We start from the raw sequence: 18,346 nt of genomic DNA, 5'->3' as shown, positions 1-18,346 counted from the left end.
GTCTGCTTTGTAGTTACTGTGTCAGCTCTTTGGGTTTAGTCGTCAGCAGAGAGTTTTCGCCGCCGACGGACTTCGCTATTGCTTGGATGTTGCCGCCGCCGTCGAAGAGGTACAGGTCGCCCGGCTTCGGGGTGCGGGTGTCGCCGGCGAACTCCACCTTGCCGTTGATGGTGAAGTCGCTGTTCGGGGTGGGCGGCAGCATGATCTGGCCTCGGCCGTCGCCGATGTAGCGCACGATCAACCCGCTCTGCGGGGTCAGGCCCTGGTTGGCAAAGTGGTCGCGGGCACGGAAGATGAACGACTTTCGCTCGGCGTTGGAAGCGGGGTTGCGGCGGCCCTGGAAGCGGTTAATGCGAAACGCGTACACCGCGGCAGCGATGCCGGAGAGCCAGAACGTGAAGTCGAACAGCCGGAACACGGAGTCGAACAGCCGGAACACGAAGTCGAACAGTGCGCTGGCGATGCCGGAGAGCGGGAACTCGAAGTCGAACAGTGTGCTGGCGATGCCGGAGAACCGGAACGAGGAGCAGAACAGTGCGATCAAGACGACGATCGCCGCCACAACGAGTGGCCACTTCGTGCCGCGCTTCAGCCCCGCACGAGCCACCCAGTACAGCAGACCCATAGCAATCAGCATGCCGAGGTACGTAGTTATGAAATTACCGAAGCCCTTGTCGCTGGTGCTGGACATGAGATAATCCACCGCAGCGGTCGGCCCCATAATCTTGAGCACGTAGGACCAAAACGGCGGACTATTCACCCCGTTGCTGTCATCGGCCCGCTCCCCTTCCGGGTCCAGGCCCACGCGGGAGAGTTCCCGGTCGATGTATTGCGGGTTGTGCAGCAGCTGCACCATTTTTTGCTGCAGGTCCTGCAACTGCGGTGCATCGTAGGAGAGGTTTGTGGCGTTTTCCAGTTCGCGCTCGGCGGTGGGCAGGTCCCAATTGTTCACGGCCGCTAGACCTTTGTCCACTGCGGTGTTCAGCTGGAACAGTCGATTTCTCATCTCAGGCAAGACCTTTTTACCAAGGTCGCTGACCGGGTTTTGCCAGCCGTTGATAGATTGCATTCGATCAAAAGCGCCGTACAGCTCGCGCCGCTCCATCATGCGCTCGACTTCGCCGAACGCCTGCTCCTCCAGTCCCAGGTGGGCGGAGGCGCGGCGCTCCGCTTCCTCATCCACGCGCGCGGCTACGGTGCTGCCGCCGCTGCCAAGCAGCTTGTCCCCTTCCTCCTTGTCCAGGCCGTTGAGCACGAACTGGTCCACCACCGGCTCCGGGAAGGATGTCAGGCGCGCCTGGTTCACTTTGTGCAGGTGGTAGGCCAGGATGACGTCGTGAAGCTGGGCATCCGTGTCGCACAGACTGAGCAGCTTGATCGCGGCGTCCTTGTTGGCCTGCTGGTTGCGTGAATCGTAAAACGAGATCGCGTCTTCCAGCTCCACGCGCTTGACCGGCGCCTGGCCCTCCGGCTGTGCCTTGAACGCGGAGTAGCCCAGGTCCTCGTTGTCCAGCCACGGGCGCGGGCGCACCAGCGCGACGATATTTTTCGCGGTGGCGTGCTCAATTTTCGCCATCACGTCCGGCGCAGGCGCCTCCACCACGCGCACGTCCTTGTCCTGCAGGGCGGCAATCACGGACTGCTTGCCGGATTCGCTCAGCTGCATGCCGTCCAAACGCCGCGTGAGGTCCTGCGCCTCCACCGCGCCAACCGGGCCTGCGGATGCGAGCACCTGGGAAGTCACGCGCTCAATCTTCTCCGCCTCGTGCGCAGTGAGGCGGTGGAAGTAGCGCTGCCACACGCTGGACATGGTCGGGTTGATGTTCGTGCCCGCCGCGGCAAGCTTTTCCAGCCCGGCGCGCACCGCCTCGGCGTTGCTGCCCAGGCGGGCGTGGCGCAGCTGTTTGGTGGTGGCGTTGCGGAGCTCGTCGAAACGCTGCTGCAGCACCTCGCGCCCGGCGGGGACGGTGTCGAATTGGAACAGCTCGTGGATTCCGGCATCTACCAGCGCGGAATCCACCGCCGCCTCATCGTCTTGCGCGACGGCTGCGACGACTTTGTTCCATTTTTGCGCCACCGATGAATTGCTGAGGTACTTCTTTAGACCGTTGGGGTCGAAAGTGCCGGCCACCTGCTACTCCCTACACTGCGACAACCTGGGTAAGACACGGGAATCCTATCACCATATCCACAGGTGTCGCCCATAAAGAGTAACGCTTGGAAACGCTTGGCTTAGGGTGGAGGGGAAAGGAGTGAGGCCCATGACGCGCCGGACACAGACTGCTGCGTGGGCGATCGTCGCCGCCGGCATTATCGGGGTGGCATCCGCCTCCGCGCTCGTGCTGCCCAAGGAGGGCGAACTGCCCACCGGCGACGACGTCATCACCATCGACGTGCGCATCGAGCGCATGCGCTACATCCCCGACCGGATCGAAGTTCCGCGCGGCACCAAGCTGGTGGTCAACCTGGTCAACGACGGCGAGAAGGAACACGACCTGAAAATCGGGGAGGCCAACTCCGGCCGGCTCTCCCCCGGCGAGGCCAGCTCGACCTATTTCGGCGAGTTCAACAAGGACACCCGCGGGTGGTGCACCATCGCCGGGCACAAGACGATGGGGATGACGTTTAAGGTCGACGTGATCTAATCACGGCCACCTGCGCCTTCACCGCACGCGCCATAAGCGGCAGAAACGCCACCAGCACGCCGAAGGCGACAAACGACAGCACGATCCGCGCATAGGAATTGCCCACCGCGAGCCACGCCAAAAGCGCGGCATTGAACAGGCCGGCGCGCAGGTAGGCGCCCCGGTTGAGCTCCCGCAGACCCGCCTTCACCGCCGCTGGCCCGCCGCCCATGGTGGTGGGCATGAGGTAGCTCATGGTGCCAATGAGCAGCTGGCCCGCAAAGCCGAGCAGCAGCGGCAGGGTGGGGATCTCCCCCGCGCCGCCGAACAGGCGCACCGCATACCAGGTCAACCCGCCGATGAGCCAGGTCACCGCGAACAGCGCGGACAGCGCCGGGTAGGTCACACGGTCGCGCGGATCCTTGAGCACCGTCAGCGCGCTGGCCACGAACCCCTGGTAGAGCCACACCCAGCCGGCCAGGATCACCACGGTGCCCGCGCCCACCACCACGTCCGCGCGCAGCAGCGAGCCCGCCACCGCCACCACCACGCCCGCACCGGCAAGGGCCAGCGCCACGCCGACGCGCCCCTGGCCACGGGTGCGCCACATCGCCGGGAACAGGACGCTCAGCGCTCCCATCGCCGCGAACCCCACGAAGCCGCCCACGTTGGTGAACATGTGCGCCTGGCGTACCGCGGAATGCCACTGCCCCTGCAGCCCCGCGGATAGCGCGGCGCCGAACATGGCACCCACCGGCAAGCAGCACGCGGAGGCGAGAAAGCCCAGCGCCCCAGCGTGCTGGCGCGGTGCCGAACGCACCTGGCGCACCAGTACCGCCGCGTGCCAGGCCAGCACGACTGCCACCGCCACAGCACCAACCCACACCAGCCAGTACCACCGGGCAAGCTGCCCCACCAGCACGGCGATGGTGGCGGCGTTGAAGAGGTAGGTGCGGGTGAGTTGGGCGGGCCGTGAGGCGTCGCCAAGCTTTTGCCCCAAGAAGCGCTCGGTGAGGTTTTGCGACCACAACAGGATCGAGTTGGTCAAAATCCCCAGCGTGAAAATGTGGATGAGCAGCCACGACCCGTCCCGGATGAACGGGTGCGCAAGGCCGACGAGGATGAACACCGCCATCCAGATGCTCACCGGGCGCGAGGCTTTGCGGTGCCACGCGCGGGGGTTCATGTCAGGCATCGACTCCTCCAGACTTCGGGTTGTCGCGGAAACACCACCAGGTGGCCACAGCAAAACACGCGGCGCCCGCGGCCAGTACGCCGATCACCTGGTTGTACGCGGCCGTGTAGTCCGCACCGCGGTCCAGCGCCGCCTGCAGCAGCGACCCCGTCAGCGCCACGGTAATCAACGTACCCAGCTCGTAGGACACCTCCTCCACACCCGCGGCCATTCCGGAGCGGTGCATCGGGGCGGACCCGATGATCGCGATCGAGGAGACACTCATCACCGAACCCGCGGACAGCCCCAAAAGCACCATGCCTATCGACGTCCATCCGGTCGCCAACGCCACCGCCCCCACTACCGCCCCGAAGAATCCACCCGCGATCAACGGCAGGAAGCCGATCTTGTGCAGATATGCCCCGCCGAGGACCGAGGCCGGGATGGCGGATAAGGCCATAACGGCGACGGTGGCGCCGGCGGCAAGGGGCGTGAGTGCGTCGACAAGCTGCAGCTTCTGCGTGGTCATCAGTTCGGCGCCGGCGAGGACGAACATGCCGCCGGCTGCGGCGAGGACGCCGCCGGTGAACAGGCGGGAGCGGAAGATGTCGAAGGTCAGCAGCGGGTCCGCGAGGCGGTGCTGGCGGCGCACGAACAACCATGCACCGACGGCGGCAGCGGCCAGGGCGGCGAGAGTGGTGGCGGGGTTTTGGGCGGCCTGCTTGATGGCCATGGTCAGGCCAGACAACGCGATCAAGGCGTAGAACGAAGAGACCACGTCCCACTGCTTGTCCAGGTTGGGCAGGTTTTCCGGCGCGAGCGCGACCGTGAGCACCAGCGCAATCACCACGATGGGCACGTTGATGAGGAAGACGGACCCGACCCAGAAATGCTGGATCAGCGCGCCGCCGACCACCGGGCCGAGCGCACCGCCCGCCACCGCCACCGAACCCCAGATGCCGATGGCGGTGTTGCGCTCCCGCTCGTCCGGAAACGTCAGCCGGATCAGCGCGAGCGTGGCCGGCATCATCACCGCCGCCCCCATGCCGAGCATCCCGCGCGCCAGGATCAGCTCCAGCGGGCCGGGCGCGAACGCCGCACCCAGCGACGCGAGGCCGAAGATTGCCAGGCCCACGATGAACATCAGGCGGTGGCCCACCCTGTCGCCCAGCGCGCCCGTGCCCAGCAGCAGGCCGGAGAGCACCAGCGGGTAGGCGTTGATGATCCACAGGCCCTGCTCGGGGGTGGCGTTAAAGCTGTGCTCCAGCGCCGGCAGCGCGGTGTACAGGATGGAGTTGTCCAGGCCGATCATGAGCAGCCCGAGCGAAACCACCGCGAAAAATCCCCAGCGCTGCGCCTTAGTCATGGGCAGATGGTACCGCGCGCAAAAGAGTGCGCCCCGGTTGCGGGACGCACTCTGTGTATTTGTGGCTCTTAGCGCATTGCGAGGAATGCTGCGCCGATGCCGAGGGCTGCCAGGGCTGCGCTGACGCCGCCGATGATGGCTGCGATGTTGACCTGGTTGTCGGCCTGCTGCGGGGCCTCAGCCTTGGCGGCCTTGGCGGGCTTGACGTCTTCGACCTTGGCCTGGGCTTCTGCCTTGGGCTGCTCGGCGGGGACTTCACCTGGCTCGTCGTTGATTTCCTCGGCCGGGGCGAGTGCGACCATGGGGTGTTCTTCGGCGACCTCGACAGCTTCGGGCTGGGTGGTCTCGACGATTTCCTCGGGTTGCTCGATTGCTTCGACCTCGACCTCGGCGATGTCTGCGCGGGCGCCGATGGATTCGGCGTAGGCGCCGATGCGCGGGCTGTTGAGCACCAGGGAGTCCCAGTCGGCCGGGATAAGCACCCTTCCCTGCGGGGTGTTGGCGAAGTAGGCATGCTCGGAGTAGTTGAAGTAGTTGAACTGGTGGTTGTAGTTCATCACCGAGTGGTAGCCGTCCTGCATCGGCGAGCCTTCGGCGAAGTCCTTAACGTACTTGGCGGCGCCCCAGTGGCGCAGCCCCAGGGTGTGGCCGAACTCGTGGAGGATGGAGTTGCGCACCTGCTCCTCGTTCGCGCGCCCGCCGGGGTTTGCGATGTAGAAGGAGTTATCGCCCACCAGCGACAGGCCCGTGGCGTTGGAGTCTGCACGCATCCGGTCACCGAGAACGCCGGGGCGGAAGATGTTCGCGCGCTCGCCGAGCTCGTTGATGGTGTCGATGAGCTGGAATGCCTCGTGCTGGCTCGGATCGAAGTACACGTCGCGGTAGTCCAGGCTCTCGCCGCCGAAGCGCTCGGTGTAGTTGGCGATGTTGGTGTAGTGCTCGCCGGCGTCGATGTGCAGGGTAATGCCGTGGGTCTCAAACAGGTCCACGAGATCATCCAGGCTCTGCGTCGACGGGGCGTAGGAGGTGCGGTTGGCGTTTGCGCACTCGCGGGCAGCGTTGCTGTCGCAGCCGAGGGTGTCGTATTCGGAGGCCATCCAGTTCAGCTGGAGGAAGACATCCGGACGCTTAGGGTCCGCACCCCAGTCCGGCAGCGGGATTTCCGTGCCGTCGGCTAACACGACGCCTTCTTCTTCCCAGATGTCGGGCAGGCCGTCTTTATCGGAGTCGGTCAGCGTTGCAGTGTTGGTGCGCACTGGTGCCAGTTGAACCTCGTCGGCGGCGTGTGCGACGTTCGCGCCGGAAACCGCGATGGCGGCGGCAACTGCTGCGGCGATGGTGTTTCGGAATGCTGCTCGCATCTCGGTGACTCCTTGGTGCGTTTTTCTCTTTGTTACATCCATGAGTTTATGCACCGAATATGCGCTGGTAAAACGCTCGGGGAAAGCCTGAAGAAACCGTTGAATCGTTGAACATTCCTTCCGGATTGTTCAACGTTTCCACCCGTTGTGGCCTGCGGATTGTTCAGCAATCCGGGTGGCGATTTCCCGGTTTCGCCGGCATTGTTCAACGATCAAACCGCGCGCAGTGCCAGATGGTTGAACAATCCACCACAGCTGCATTTTATGCACCTTAAGGTGTATTCCTGGATGGTATAGGCCGATTTCCCGTTTACCTGCATATTCTGATTGACTACACAATTCATGTGTTCTTAGTTTCGACGGGTTGTCTCTCAGGAACCCCAGAAACCCCCTGGATTGTTCAAAGATCCGCGGATTGTTCAGCAATCCGGAAAACCCTACTACCCCCGTTTTTTACCCCCGTTGCGGCGGCAGGGCACCGTCGCAAAGCAAAAAGCCCCCTCTAACCCGAGTTTCTGCGCATCTTGGCGCGGCGCATATCGATGGCCAACGCGATGCCAATCACCGCCGCGTGCTGGCGTTCGTCCAGGTCGGGCTCGATGCGCACGCGGTAGTTGGACTTGCCCATCAGCATCCGCCCCATGCCGGAATACTCCGCGTCCACGGTCGCGAGCGGACGGTCCTGGCTGGTCAGCGTGTAATTCAGCTGGAACGCCTGGCCCGTGATTTCCACGCTGGGGAAGCCGGCGACCTCCACGTCGAACTTCGCGCCGATCCAGGCGAAGCGCTGCGTCAGCCGCGCGAGCTCCAGCGGCGGGTTGACCTGGTGCACGACGTACTTGTCGCGGATGAAGTTCACCGGGTCCTCGATGCTCAGCACGTGCGCGCCGGCCGCGTCGAAGACCTCCACCCCGCGCGACGCCTTGACCAGGTCGCTCATCTTCAGCGTCTGCCTGGCCGTGCCCAGCAGCTCCCCGCCTGGGCCCTCGATCGCGAACGTGTCGCGGCCCAGGGCCTTCGTTTGCCTTACGACGATCTCACGTTGCCTAAACACGCCCCCACCCTAACGACGCGTGGCTGGTTGTGGGCGGGTGTGGTTTGGGCGGCTGGTTTTTCCTTCCCTGCCCCCATCTCCACAAACCCCTAGTAAGCCCTCCCTAGTATGGCCAATTTTGGGCCTTAATAGGGGTTTATTACTCGGGGTATGTCCCGACGCCCGCCAGTCGAGTCTTCAAAAGGTGAGACGCTCCCGCACGATGCTTCAGCCCTAGGGCTGGTATTCGCGACGACAGCGTCTCGGCAACGGGGCGAACTTCGGAAAGAAGGTCACCCGCTCATCGATGATTCTACCGCGCGCAGTGGAAAAACCCGGCGGGCTGGGTAGTCCAGCCTGCCGGGGTTGTACGCGCCTAGCTCAGAAGGGTGCTAGTTCGAGCTGCCCTCCGAGGAACCCGCGGAGGATCCGTCAGAGGAGCCCTCAGCGGAGCCAGCCTCGCCTGCGGCCTCACCAGCGTCCTCGCCGGTTTCGTCGCGGCCGGGGGTGTTGGTGACGGGCGGGACGACCGTCGTCACGCGGTCGCCCCCGAGGGAGGAACCGCCCACGCGCACCTCATCGATGGAGGTCGACTTCTTCGGGCCGATGGCGGTGAACGCCTCGCCGGCCTCGTTGGAGCACCAGTCGTAGAGGACGGAGCCCGCGACAACCACGCCTGCGGCGATGGCTGCCCACTGGCCGTACTTCTGCACGTCCGGACGCATTGCCAGCTCCTGCAGCATGCGGTTCGCGGCCTCGGCCTTCGCACGCAGCTCGGCGACCTGCTCGTTCTCCTGGCCGCGGCGGCCGGAACCGAAGTTCGGCGTCTTGCGGCGGATCTCCTCCTGGATCTCCGCGGACATGCGGTTGAACTGCTCGTTCACCGCGTTGACGTACGGGCCTGCGACCTCACCAAGCACCTGGCCCGCCAGCAGCAGCGGCACCATGTACAGGATCGGCGAGCGCACCGCGTTGGCGACACAGCGGCCGAGGATGTCGGTGCCCTCGTCCACCGACGCCTTGGTCGTGACCAGTGTCGTCGGCACCTCGGTAACCGTGGTCTGCGGCAGCGTCTCCGTGACAGCCGGGCCCTCAACGGTGGTGACAACCGGCGCCGGGGTGGTGGTCACGGTGACCTCGGAGGTGACCGGGTCCGGCGTGACCGTGGTGACCTCGCCGGACACGGTGGTGGTCACCGGTGCCGGGGTGATCGTGGTGGTCTTGATCTCGCAGTCGCACGGTGCCACACCCGTGGTCGGGGTCGACTGCGCCTTGTTCGTCGGCGTGTTCGGGGTGCGCTCCACCACCGTGGTCTCGGTGACAAAGCTGCCCGGAACCGTCGTCGTCTCATTGGTCGTGCCCGGCACCGAGGACACCACGGTCTCGGTGGCGGTGACCGGCGGCGCGGTCGCGATCGCCTGGTTGACGTGGTAGCCGGCCGGTGCGGAGACCTCAATGACGATGACCTTCTCCTCGCCCGGTTCGAGGGCAAGCCCGCGGCCTGCCTTCTCCAGCTCGTCGTTGATCAGCGCGGTGAACTCGTCGGCGTCGCCCTCGTCCAGGCGGGTGACGTTGTCCACAACATCCACGCCCTCGAGCGCGACCGAGCCGGTGTTGCGCACCGTGTAGCGCAGCTCCATCGTCTCGCCCTCGCCGATCGGCAGCGCGTCCCACTCTTCCTCGGCGTCGCGCCAAGCGTCGTCGCCCTCGCCCGCGGCGCGGATCTCCTTGAGGATCTCCAGCTGCGGGGAGTCGGAGGCGGCGTCGTCCGGCGGCGCGGTCACGGTCACCACTGTCGACGGAACCACGGTCTCCGGCACAGTCGTGTGCGGGTTCGTCGTGCCCGGGATCGTGGTGGCCGGGATGGTCACCGGCGGCACCTCGACGTTGACCTCGTTGTCGTGGCGGCCGGCCGGGGCCTTCACCGTCACGGTCACACCAGCGGACTCGCCCGGCTCGAGCGCGAACGGAGCGACCTTGCCCAGCTGGGCGTCGATGGCCTGCTGCAGCTCGGCGTTGTCCTCCTTCACCTCGTCGGTGAGGCGAATGCCGTCGATAGGCAGGGTGCCATTGTTGGTCACGCGGTAAGTGATCTCCATGTCCTCGCCGGCGTTGACCAGGGCGTGCTCGTCGCGGCCGTTGATGAACTTCTTCACCTCAAGCTGCGGCGAGTTCGCACGCGCGGTGGTGGACACCGTCGTGCCCGGCTCAGTGGTGCCCGGGATGGTGCTCTCCGGGATGGTCACCGGCGGCACCGTGGTGGACGGGCCGGTCGTGCCCGGAATCGTGGTGCCCGGGCGGGTGGTGCCCGGAACCGGGGTCTCCGGCACCTCGGCGCGAGCCTCGTTGACGTGCTCGCCCTCCGGCGCCGTGACCTCGATGCGGATGTCCTGGAAGGCACCCGGCGCGAGGTTGAACGGCTTGGCCTTCTCGGCCAGCTCCGCGTTGATCTCCTCCTGCAGCTCCGGGTTGTCCTCGCGGATCTGGTCCGCGAGTGCGATGTCGTTCAGTTCCACGTTGCCGGTGTTGGTAACGCGGTACCAGATCTCCATCTTCTCGCCCGGAGTGACGGAGGCGTCTTCGCGGCCGTTGATGCGCTTTTCAATGTTCAGGCGGCGCAGCTCAACCGGCGTGCAGACAACGTTGTTGCCCGGGCCGTCCGAGTCGCCGTTCATGTTGGCCACGTTGACCAGGCCGGAATCCGCACCCGGGTTCGCGCCCTCGGCGGTGCACTGGCCGACAGCCTCCGGCAGGTTGTCCGCCGCGGCCTCAGCCAGCGTGCCGGTGACCGTGACCAGGTAGTCCTTGTACTGGCCGGCCGGCAGCTCTGCAGCGTCGGCGACCTTGTAGCGGCCGTTCTCCACTGCCACGGCCTCGCCCTCGACGGCCACCTCGGTGACCGTGAAGCCAGCGCCGCGCAGCGGCACATCCCAGATGGTGGCGTGTTCGCCGTCGACCAGGCCGGAGTTGCGCACGCGGATGACGTACTCGTTGGAGTAGTCGTAGCTGCCTTCCTCGTTGCGGGTCAGCGCGACGTTGCCCGCACGGGCGCCAAGCTTCTCGACGGCAAACTGCGGCCGCTCAGGCGCCGGCGCAGTCGTCGTGACCGGCGGCGGCACCGGGGTGGTTGCCGAGGTGGTCGGCGTTGCCTGTGCGGTGTTCGTCGGCACGTTCGGCGTCTTCTCGGTGGTGACCACGGTGGTGGTCAGCGAGCCCGGCACCGTCGTCGTTGCGTCGGTGGTGCCCGGAACCGAGGAGACCTGCGTCTGGGTGGTGGACACCGCCGGGGCCGTCGCGATGGCCTCGTTGACGTGGTAGCCCTTCGGTGCGTCGACAGTAATCTCGACGACCTTCTTCTCGCCCGGCTTCAGGGTGAAGCCGCGGCCCTCAGCCTCGAGCGCGCCGTTGAGCGCGTCGGTGAGCGCCTGCTGGTCGCCCTCGTCCAGGCGGGTGACGTTATCGACAATGTCGATGCCGCTGAGCGTGACGGAGCCGGTGTTGGTCACCGTGTAGCGCACGCGCATCTTGCCGTTCGCGTCCACAACCGCCGCGTCGTCCTCGGTGTCGGCGGCGTGCCACTCGTTGTCCTCCAGGCTGAAGATGTCCTTGAGGATCTCCAGCTTCAGCGAATCGGAGCGGGCGTCGTCGGACGGGGTGGTCGTCTGCGTGACCACGCGCTCCGGGACCGTGGTCTCCGGAATCGTGGTGCGCGGGTTCGTCGTACCCGGGATGGTGGTCGCAGGCACCGTCACCGGCGGAACCACCGGCTTCGCCACGTTCACGTGGCCGCCTTCCGGCGCCTTGACCGTGATCTCCACGTCGTGGGAGCCGCCGGCCGGAACGTCGAACGGCTCGATCTTGTCCAGCTCCGTTGTGATCTGGTCGGTCAGGTCCGCCTTGGTTGCCTCGGAGCCCTCAGTGACCTCATCGGCGATGGTGACACCCTTGGCGTCGACGTTGCCGTTGTTGAACACACGGTAGGTGATCACCATGTCATCGCCCGGGGTGACGATGTCGCCGTCGTCGATGTTGTTGATGTACTTCTTGATGTCCAGCGTCGGCGAATCCGAGCGGGCATCATCCGACGGGGTGGTCACGGTGACCACCGTCGACGGCACCGTCGTGCCCGGCACCGTGGTGTTCGGGTTCGTCGTGCCCGGAATCGTGGTGCCCGGCACAGTCACCGGCGGAACGATCGGCTTTGCGACGTTCACGTGACCGCCCGCCGGCGCCGGCACCGTGATGCGAACCTCGTGGACCTGACCCGGCTCAAGCGAGAACGCTTCCTTGTTCTTCAGCGCGGAGTTGATGTCGCGCTGCAGCGCCTTGGACACCTGCTCGTCGGCGGCCTCGGTGACCTCGTCGTCGAGGCGGATGCCGTCGATACGCACGGAACCCGTATTGGCCACGCGGTAGAGGATCTCCATGTCCTCGCCCGGCGCAACCTGTGTGCCCTCGTCGTAGCCGTTGATGTACTTCTTGATCTCCAGCTTCGGCGAGTTCGCGTGCGCCGTCGCGGTGACCGTGGTCGGCGGGACCGAACGATCCGGAATCGTGGTGCCCGGGATGGTCGTCGCCGGGATGGTCGAGCCCGGAATCGTGGTCTCCGGAACCGTGGTCTCCGAGTTGGTGGTACCCGGGACGGTCACCGGCGGGACGGTGGTCTCCGGGATGGAGGTCTCCGGACGGGTCGTGCCCGGCACGGTGGTCTCCGGCACCTCAGCGCGCACTTCGTTCTCGTGCTCGCCGGCGTACGCGGTGACCGGGAACGTGATGTCCTTGACTTCGCCCGGCTCGAGGTCGAAGGCCTCGATCTTGGCGATCTCGTCGTCGATCTCCTTCTGGAGGTCCGGGTTGTCTTCCTTAATCTGGTCCGCCAGCGTGATGCCGGACAGCGTGACGTTGCCCGTGTTGCGGACGCGGTACCAGATCTCCATCTTCTCGCCCGGGGTAACCGGAGCGGACTCGCGGCCATCGATGCGCTTCTCAATGTTCAGACGGCGCAGCTCAACCGGCTCACACACAATGTTGTTGTCCGGGCCGTCGGAGTCGCCGCCCATCTCGACGGTGTTGACCAGACCGGCGCCAGCGCCCGGGTTCTGCGTGGTGACGGCGTCGCACTGGCCGACAGCAGTCGGCAGCGCGTTCGCGGCCTGATCGGAGACGGTGCCGTTGACCACGACCTGGAAGTCCTTGTACTCACCGACGGCGAGCTCAGCTTCCTTACTGATGAGGTAACGGCTGTTTTCCGGCTTGACCTCGGTGCCGTCGACGGTGACGGTGGTGATGTCGAAGCCGACGCCACGCACCGGCACGTCAAAGATGTCGGCGTGCTTACCAGCGATCGAGCCGGTATTGCGCACGCGGATGGTGTACTCGGCGGAGTAGCCGTACTGGCCATCCTTGTTGCGCTTCAGTTCGATGCCGGACTGGTTGCCGAGCTTCTCCACCGAGAACTGCGGCTTCACAGGCTCCGGAACAACCGGAGTCGTGGAGGAGGTCGGCGTCGCGTGCGCGGTATTCGACGGGGTGACCGGTGCAGTCTCAACGACCGTGGTCTCCGTCTTAAATGACGGCGGGATGGTCGTTCCTGGAACGGTCGTGCCGTTTTCCTCTGACGGCGGGACAGTGCTGCCCGGCACCGGGTTGACTACCGTACGGGTGGTTGTCAGCGCGGGGACCTCCGGGCGCGCCACGTTGACGTGGCGACCCGTCGGCGAGTTGACCTCAATCTCGATGTACTGGGCCTTGTCTTCGCCCGGCTCCAGGACGATGCCATCGGGGAGCGCCGCGAAGTGGGCCTCGATCTGCTCCTTGATCTCTCCGGTAAGCGCCGTGGTATCTCCGCCCTCGTACTCAGTGACCTCGTCCAAGATGTTCGTGACTGTCAGGTTCACGGAACCGGTGTTGGTCAGCTTGTAGCGGATCTTCATCTTGCCGCCGCCGGCAACGATAGCGGCATCAGCCGGATCCTCCGGGTTGTCAGCCGGAACGTACTCGCCCGTGGCCTCGCTGAAGATGTCCTTCTCAATCGCGATACCCAGCTCGTCGGAGCGTGCGTCATCGGACGGGGTGGTGGTCGGAGTGATCACACGGCTCGGACGGGTGCTCGACGGCACGGTCGTGCCCGGAATCGTGGTCACGGCGTTGGTCGTGCCGGGGATCGTGGTCTCCGGAATGGTCACAGGCGGCACCGTGACCGGCGGAACAACCGGACGCGCCACGTTGACGTGGTAGCCCTCAGTCGCGGTCAGGTTGATCGCAACCTCTTTGACCTCGCCTGCAGCGAGGTCAAAGGCGTCAACGTTGTCAAGCTGCGCCTTGATCGCCTTATCCCATTCGTTGACGTCCTTCGCCTCGGTGACCTCATCGGCGATGGTCACGCCCTTGACCGGGGTGGTGCCGGTGTTGGCGACGATGTAGGTGATGGTCACCTCGTCGCCCGGCTTAACAACGTCACCGTCGTCGTAGCCGTTGATGACCTTCTTGATGTCCAGCTTCGGCGAGTTCGACCGTGCATCATCCGGCGGGGCGGTCACGGTAACCACCTTGGACGGGACGCTGGTGCCAGGGACGGTGGTGTGCGGGTTCGTGGTGCCCGGGATCTCAGAGCCCGGGATCGTAGTTGGCGGCACTGACACGTTTGCAACGTTGTGGTGACCGCCGGCGGGGGCCTTCACCGTGATGCGGATGTCGTGGTAGTTACCCGGCTCAAGTGAGAATGCCGGCAAGTCCTCGAGCTCTGCGTTGATCTGCTTCTGCAGCTCATCCTTCTCGGCGCCCTCGGTGACCTCATCGACAATCTTGATGTCGTCCACGCGCATCTGACCAGTGTTGCTGACACGGTAGAGGATCTCCATGTCTTCACCCGGCACCACATCAGCAGCGTCATCGAAGCCGTTGATGTACTTCTTGATCTCCAGCTTCGGGCTGTTCGCCTTCGCCGTGGTGGACACCGTGGTGCCCGGGATCTCGCGCTCCGGAATCGTGGTTTCCGGACCAGTGGTACCCGGAATCGTTGTCGGCGGAACGATCGCCTGCGCCTCGTTCTCGTGCGCACCCTTAGGAGTGTCTACCTCGATCCTGACATCGTGGACAGCACCCGGATCCAGATCGAAGACCACGTTGGCGAGCTCGTCGTTGATCTGCTCCTGCAGCTCGTCGTCGTCTTCCTTGATCTGATCGGCGATCTTGATGCCGGTCAGCGTGGTGTTACCGGTGTTGCGAACGCGGTACCACAGCTCCATCTTTTCGCCAGGCTTTACGACGGCCTCTTCACGGCCATCAATGCGCTTCTCAATATTGAGACGACGCAGCTCTACCGGCGTGCAAACGACGTTGTTCTCCGCACCATCCGAGTCGCCCTCCATCGTTACTTCGTTGACCAGGCCCGTGTTCTGTGCCGGATCCTGACCATCAGCGTCGCACTGGCCAACGGCCTCCGGCAGGTTGTTCGCAGCGTCACCTGCAACGGTGCCGGAAACGGTGACGCGGTAGTCCTTCACTGCGCCCGCCGCGAGATCTTCGCCACCGGAGATGAGATACTCACCGTCTTCGTTGGGTTCAACCTCGGCCGCATCAACCGTTACGGCATCAACGGTGAAACCGTCGCCTACAACCGGAACATCGCTAACCTCTGGGAACGCGCCATCCACTTCAGAGGTGTTGCGAACGCGGATGATGTACTCAGTACTGAACGCATAGTCTCCATCGCCCTTCGGCGCCAGGTTGATGGCGCCGGCCTCAACACGGAACTTCTCTATGGCGAACTCCGGGTCGACTACTACCGGCGGTGCCGGACGGAAGTAAGCGTTCGCCTCATCCGGGTTCGACGTGACTCTGCTTGCCGGGATAGTCTGCGGGAACGCGTCGAAACCAACCTCGGGATCGCCACCATCAAACGTGGGGAAATCCTGATTATTGGGGTCAAAGGCACCTTCCGCCGTCGCCTCATTTCGGTGCTCGTACGAGTCAGCGCCGATGCCTTCCGGCACCGTGATTTCAATCGAAATGGATTCTTTCTGCTTACCCTCGAGAGTGAAAGGAGCAACGCCTTCCAACTCGGCGTCGATGAGCGCCTGGATATCCGACGAGTTCTCGCCTCGGTCGACGATATCTTTCAGTGAGATATCACTGACTATGCCGCTGCCGGTGTTTTCAACCACATACTCGATGCTTGCCGTTTCACCGGGAAAGATTTCTGGCCAGTTAGCTCGGTCAGGATCTTGCGCATCCTTGCCATTGATGTACTTCTTGATAGACAGCGCAGGATCGCAGTCGCCAGCGGCAGCGACATCGTTTTCGGAGACCGGGTCAGGCTCATTGCCGATTACGGAAACCTTGTTGATCGCGCATTTTCCATCAGCGACATCGGCTTCGACGACCAAGGATGTGGTCTGTTCAGCCTCGAGAGGACCGTGTACCCAGTTGAGAGTGCCTCCGTCGGTGGTGCTTTGACTCCAGGCAGGGTCGTCGGTGGAAACCGTCACGTTCGAGAGATCACCCGAGATGAGGTCTCGAACTGTGAATCCAGACGAAGCACAGTCAGACTTATTGGTGACCTTAATCGTCCATTTTGGCTGCCCGTCTACCATTTCGAGAGTCTTCTCGACGCCGAGATCAACACCGGCCTTTTCATACTCAGCCACCGTGAAAGCATTTGAGGTCGCATCGTTATTGATGGACACAGGGACGGTCTCTACCGATACAAGACCGACCCTGGGGTTGCTGCCAAACGCATCATCCAGGGCGAGCTGGAATGCGTAACCCGCCCCATTTACATTGTTCGCACTGAAGCCAAGGTTGCCGTTCGCATAAGTCCATGCGTTGCCGTAGACGGCATCCGGGAGGCGCTGCCCTGTGGGCGTCTTAATGTTTGTGACGTCAATCCGCTTCACATCGTTTGAATCGTTAACGTTGGTTCGATTGAGGTAACGTTGACCATTCTCGGAGTTCAGAGACCAGATGTATGACTGGTTATCAAACCCGTAGTACGCCCAGTCGTTTGCGCTTCGCAACACACCGTGCGGCTCGTATGATGCGGTAATGGTCTGAGAGTCAACATCATGCGCCGGCTCAGACAACTCCGTCGCACTGCCACCGCTGAACGTGATCTTGTAAACATCTCCGGAACCGGAAGCGGAATTGTTAGCGAAGATCAGGTTGCCGTCCAGGTCGAAGGTGCCATTGGTCATGCCACCCGAAACATCCCCGTCGTAGTTTGGCCCAATCGGCGCGATTCGACCAAGATCGGCGACATCACCGGTATTTGGGCTAATTCGAAGAAGGTGGCCCTGCGGTCTGGAACCATCCTGCTGCTTCTTTCTGTCGTAGGCGCTGTTTCCGTCTAGAGGCCTATTCTGCGAAATTGCGTACAGGTATCCATCTGCTGGATTGTAAGCCAGAGCGTTGTAGACCCAGTCGGTGTAACCAATAGGCTCGAACGCTTCGGCACCTTGAACGCCATCTACTCGGTACTGCAAAACGGTGTAGTTACGCTGGGCATTGCGCGGTTTACCTTGCGGGTTGGATCCGTCACCGCCGTCGTAATAGCTTTCTGCAATCCAGGTGCTAACGCCGACATTTCGACGGGTCACGTCAATGACGCACTTTGTCTTATCTTCCTCGGTCTTAAGCAGGTCCCGGCCACCGTTCGGCTCGCCGCCAATATTCAGGTTGTCGGACCTGTAGTCGTTCAGATAAGCATCAGTATTCTTTGAATTTCCGGTTCCGCCTGCGATCGGGTAGTTTCCGGCTTGGTCTACGGCCACGATGTCGATGAAATCCGACTCTCCGGAAATGTTTATGCTTCCAATATTCGGATTGCTGGTGAAATCGACCGCTAGCTCGTATACGGAAAGTCCCTTCCACGTGGATTCTTTCACCACACCAGTCACGGTGCCGAGGACTTCGGGCCCCGATCCCGTTGTTTTAACTACCTGGTAAGTACCGGTGGCGGGTAGGCTCCCCTCCGTACCTGGCTCAGAAGTCGTTCCATCCTCAGGCTCGAAAATAACGCGAGCAGAGGTGACCGTTCCAGGACGGTTAAAATGGATCTGAGCGTGCCAGTCGTTTGCGTCGCCTTTTGTCTGATTAAAGACACGAACAAAATCATATTGCGGCGCCGTTTGAGCGTTGGCGCTGCTCACCTGAAAACCACCGGGGACGGCGGGCACAACTATTGCACCAGCAAGTGCTAAGGAGACGGCAGATGCACACGCGATCCCCTTCCGGCGAACTCGCGCAGATGACGAAAGTTTTCTTGCTTTATTCAAAGTTCTCTCCTGATTTCTTTTAACGATCAGTCACAAGTATCCAGCTATCAGTACGCACTCTAAGGCCATTGGCATACCACCACAAGGGTTTCGGCTAACACCGGGTGGATATCGAGTCACCCCTGGGCGTTTTTGGAACTTAGGTGGGGGGTATTTGGGTCAGTCGCATTTTGGTTCCTGATGTTTGATGATCGCGGCGCCGGCTACGGGTCGGTTGAGGACGGACTCGGTGATGGCGGCGCCGGGGTTGGCTTTATACCATTCGTCGGCTGTGAACTGGAATGCCACAATGGTTGATCCGCGGGACTCGCGATCTGCGAGGATGTTGCGCAGTTGGTGTGCGGTAGCGGCATCGATTGGGGGTGGTGAGGAGGCGTCGAAGCTAACACGTCTGTGTGGTGGAGGTCTTCGAGGAATGTAATGCTGGCGGTGTCGTCCTGTTTGAGCTCGGCGAGGTGGTTGGCGAGTGTATCGGTGAGGAAGAAGCGTGCGGGCTAATCGCTTCCGCCCGCTG

General features: G+C 63.3%; 8 protein-coding genes. 2 read left to right on the top strand and 6 right to left on the bottom strand.

Annotated elements, in window-relative coordinates; all coding sequences use genetic code 11:
- Positions 1-13 precede the first annotated feature (13 nt).
- Positions 14-2,131, bottom strand: coding sequence for a hypothetical protein (locus CAFEA_RS00285; protein WP_063938658.1), 2,118 nt, complete (start codon positions 2,129-2,131; stop codon positions 14-16).
- A 130-nt stretch (positions 2,132-2,261) separates the two neighbouring features.
- On the opposite strand from CAFEA_RS00285, the gene CAFEA_RS00280 reads away from it, so the two are divergent.
- Positions 2,262-2,645, top strand: a complete 384-nt coding sequence (locus CAFEA_RS00280; RefSeq protein ID WP_063938657.1) for a cupredoxin domain-containing protein — start codon at positions 2,262-2,264, stop codon at positions 2,643-2,645.
- On the opposite strand, the gene CAFEA_RS00275 is transcribed toward CAFEA_RS00280, so the two are convergent.
- From CAFEA_RS00275 to CAFEA_RS00255, 5 genes are all read right to left on the bottom strand, one after another.
- Positions 2,626-3,819 carry a copper oxidase gene (locus CAFEA_RS00275; protein ID WP_143313263.1) on the bottom strand — a complete coding sequence of 398 codons (1,194 nt, stop codon included), beginning with the start codon at positions 3,817-3,819 and terminating at the stop codon, positions 2,626-2,628. The genes CAFEA_RS00280 and CAFEA_RS00275 overlap by 20 nt on opposite strands.
- A complete protein-coding gene (locus CAFEA_RS00270; RefSeq protein WP_063938655.1) occupies positions 3,812-5,164 on the bottom strand; it encodes an MFS transporter in 1,353 nt (450 codons plus the stop codon). Before CAFEA_RS00270 ends, CAFEA_RS00275 begins: the two co-directional genes overlap by 8 nt.
- Before the next feature lie 68 nt (positions 5,165-5,232).
- Positions 5,233-6,525 (bottom strand): hypothetical protein, encoded by a 1,293-nt coding sequence (locus CAFEA_RS00265; RefSeq protein ID WP_063938654.1) that lies wholly within the window; start codon positions 6,523-6,525, stop codon positions 5,233-5,235.
- A gap of 502 nt (positions 6,526-7,027) precedes the next feature.
- Positions 7,028-7,579 carry an LURP-one-related family protein gene (locus CAFEA_RS00260; RefSeq protein ID WP_063938653.1) on the bottom strand — a complete coding sequence of 184 codons (552 nt, stop codon included), beginning with the start codon at positions 7,577-7,579 and terminating at the stop codon, positions 7,028-7,030.
- Between the two features lie 371 nt (positions 7,580-7,950).
- Positions 7,951-17,040: a DUF6923 family protein gene (locus CAFEA_RS00255; RefSeq protein WP_394326891.1), complete on the bottom strand. Its 9,090-nt coding sequence runs from the start codon at positions 17,038-17,040 to the stop codon at positions 7,951-7,953.
- Between CAFEA_RS00255 and CAFEA_RS00245 the strand changes: the two genes are divergently transcribed.
- Positions 17,014-17,277: a hypothetical protein gene (locus tag CAFEA_RS00245; RefSeq protein WP_143313360.1), complete on the top strand. Its 264-nt coding sequence runs from the start codon at positions 17,014-17,016 to the stop codon at positions 17,275-17,277. The genes CAFEA_RS00255 and CAFEA_RS00245 overlap by 27 nt on opposite strands.
- The last annotated feature ends 1,069 nt before the right edge of the window (positions 17,278-18,346 follow it).

The organism is Corynebacterium afermentans subsp. afermentans (assembly GCF_030408355.1).
Lineage (GTDB): Bacteria > Actinomycetota > Actinomycetes > Mycobacteriales > Mycobacteriaceae > Corynebacterium > Corynebacterium afermentans.
This window is presented reverse-complemented; position numbering and strand designations above follow the sequence as displayed.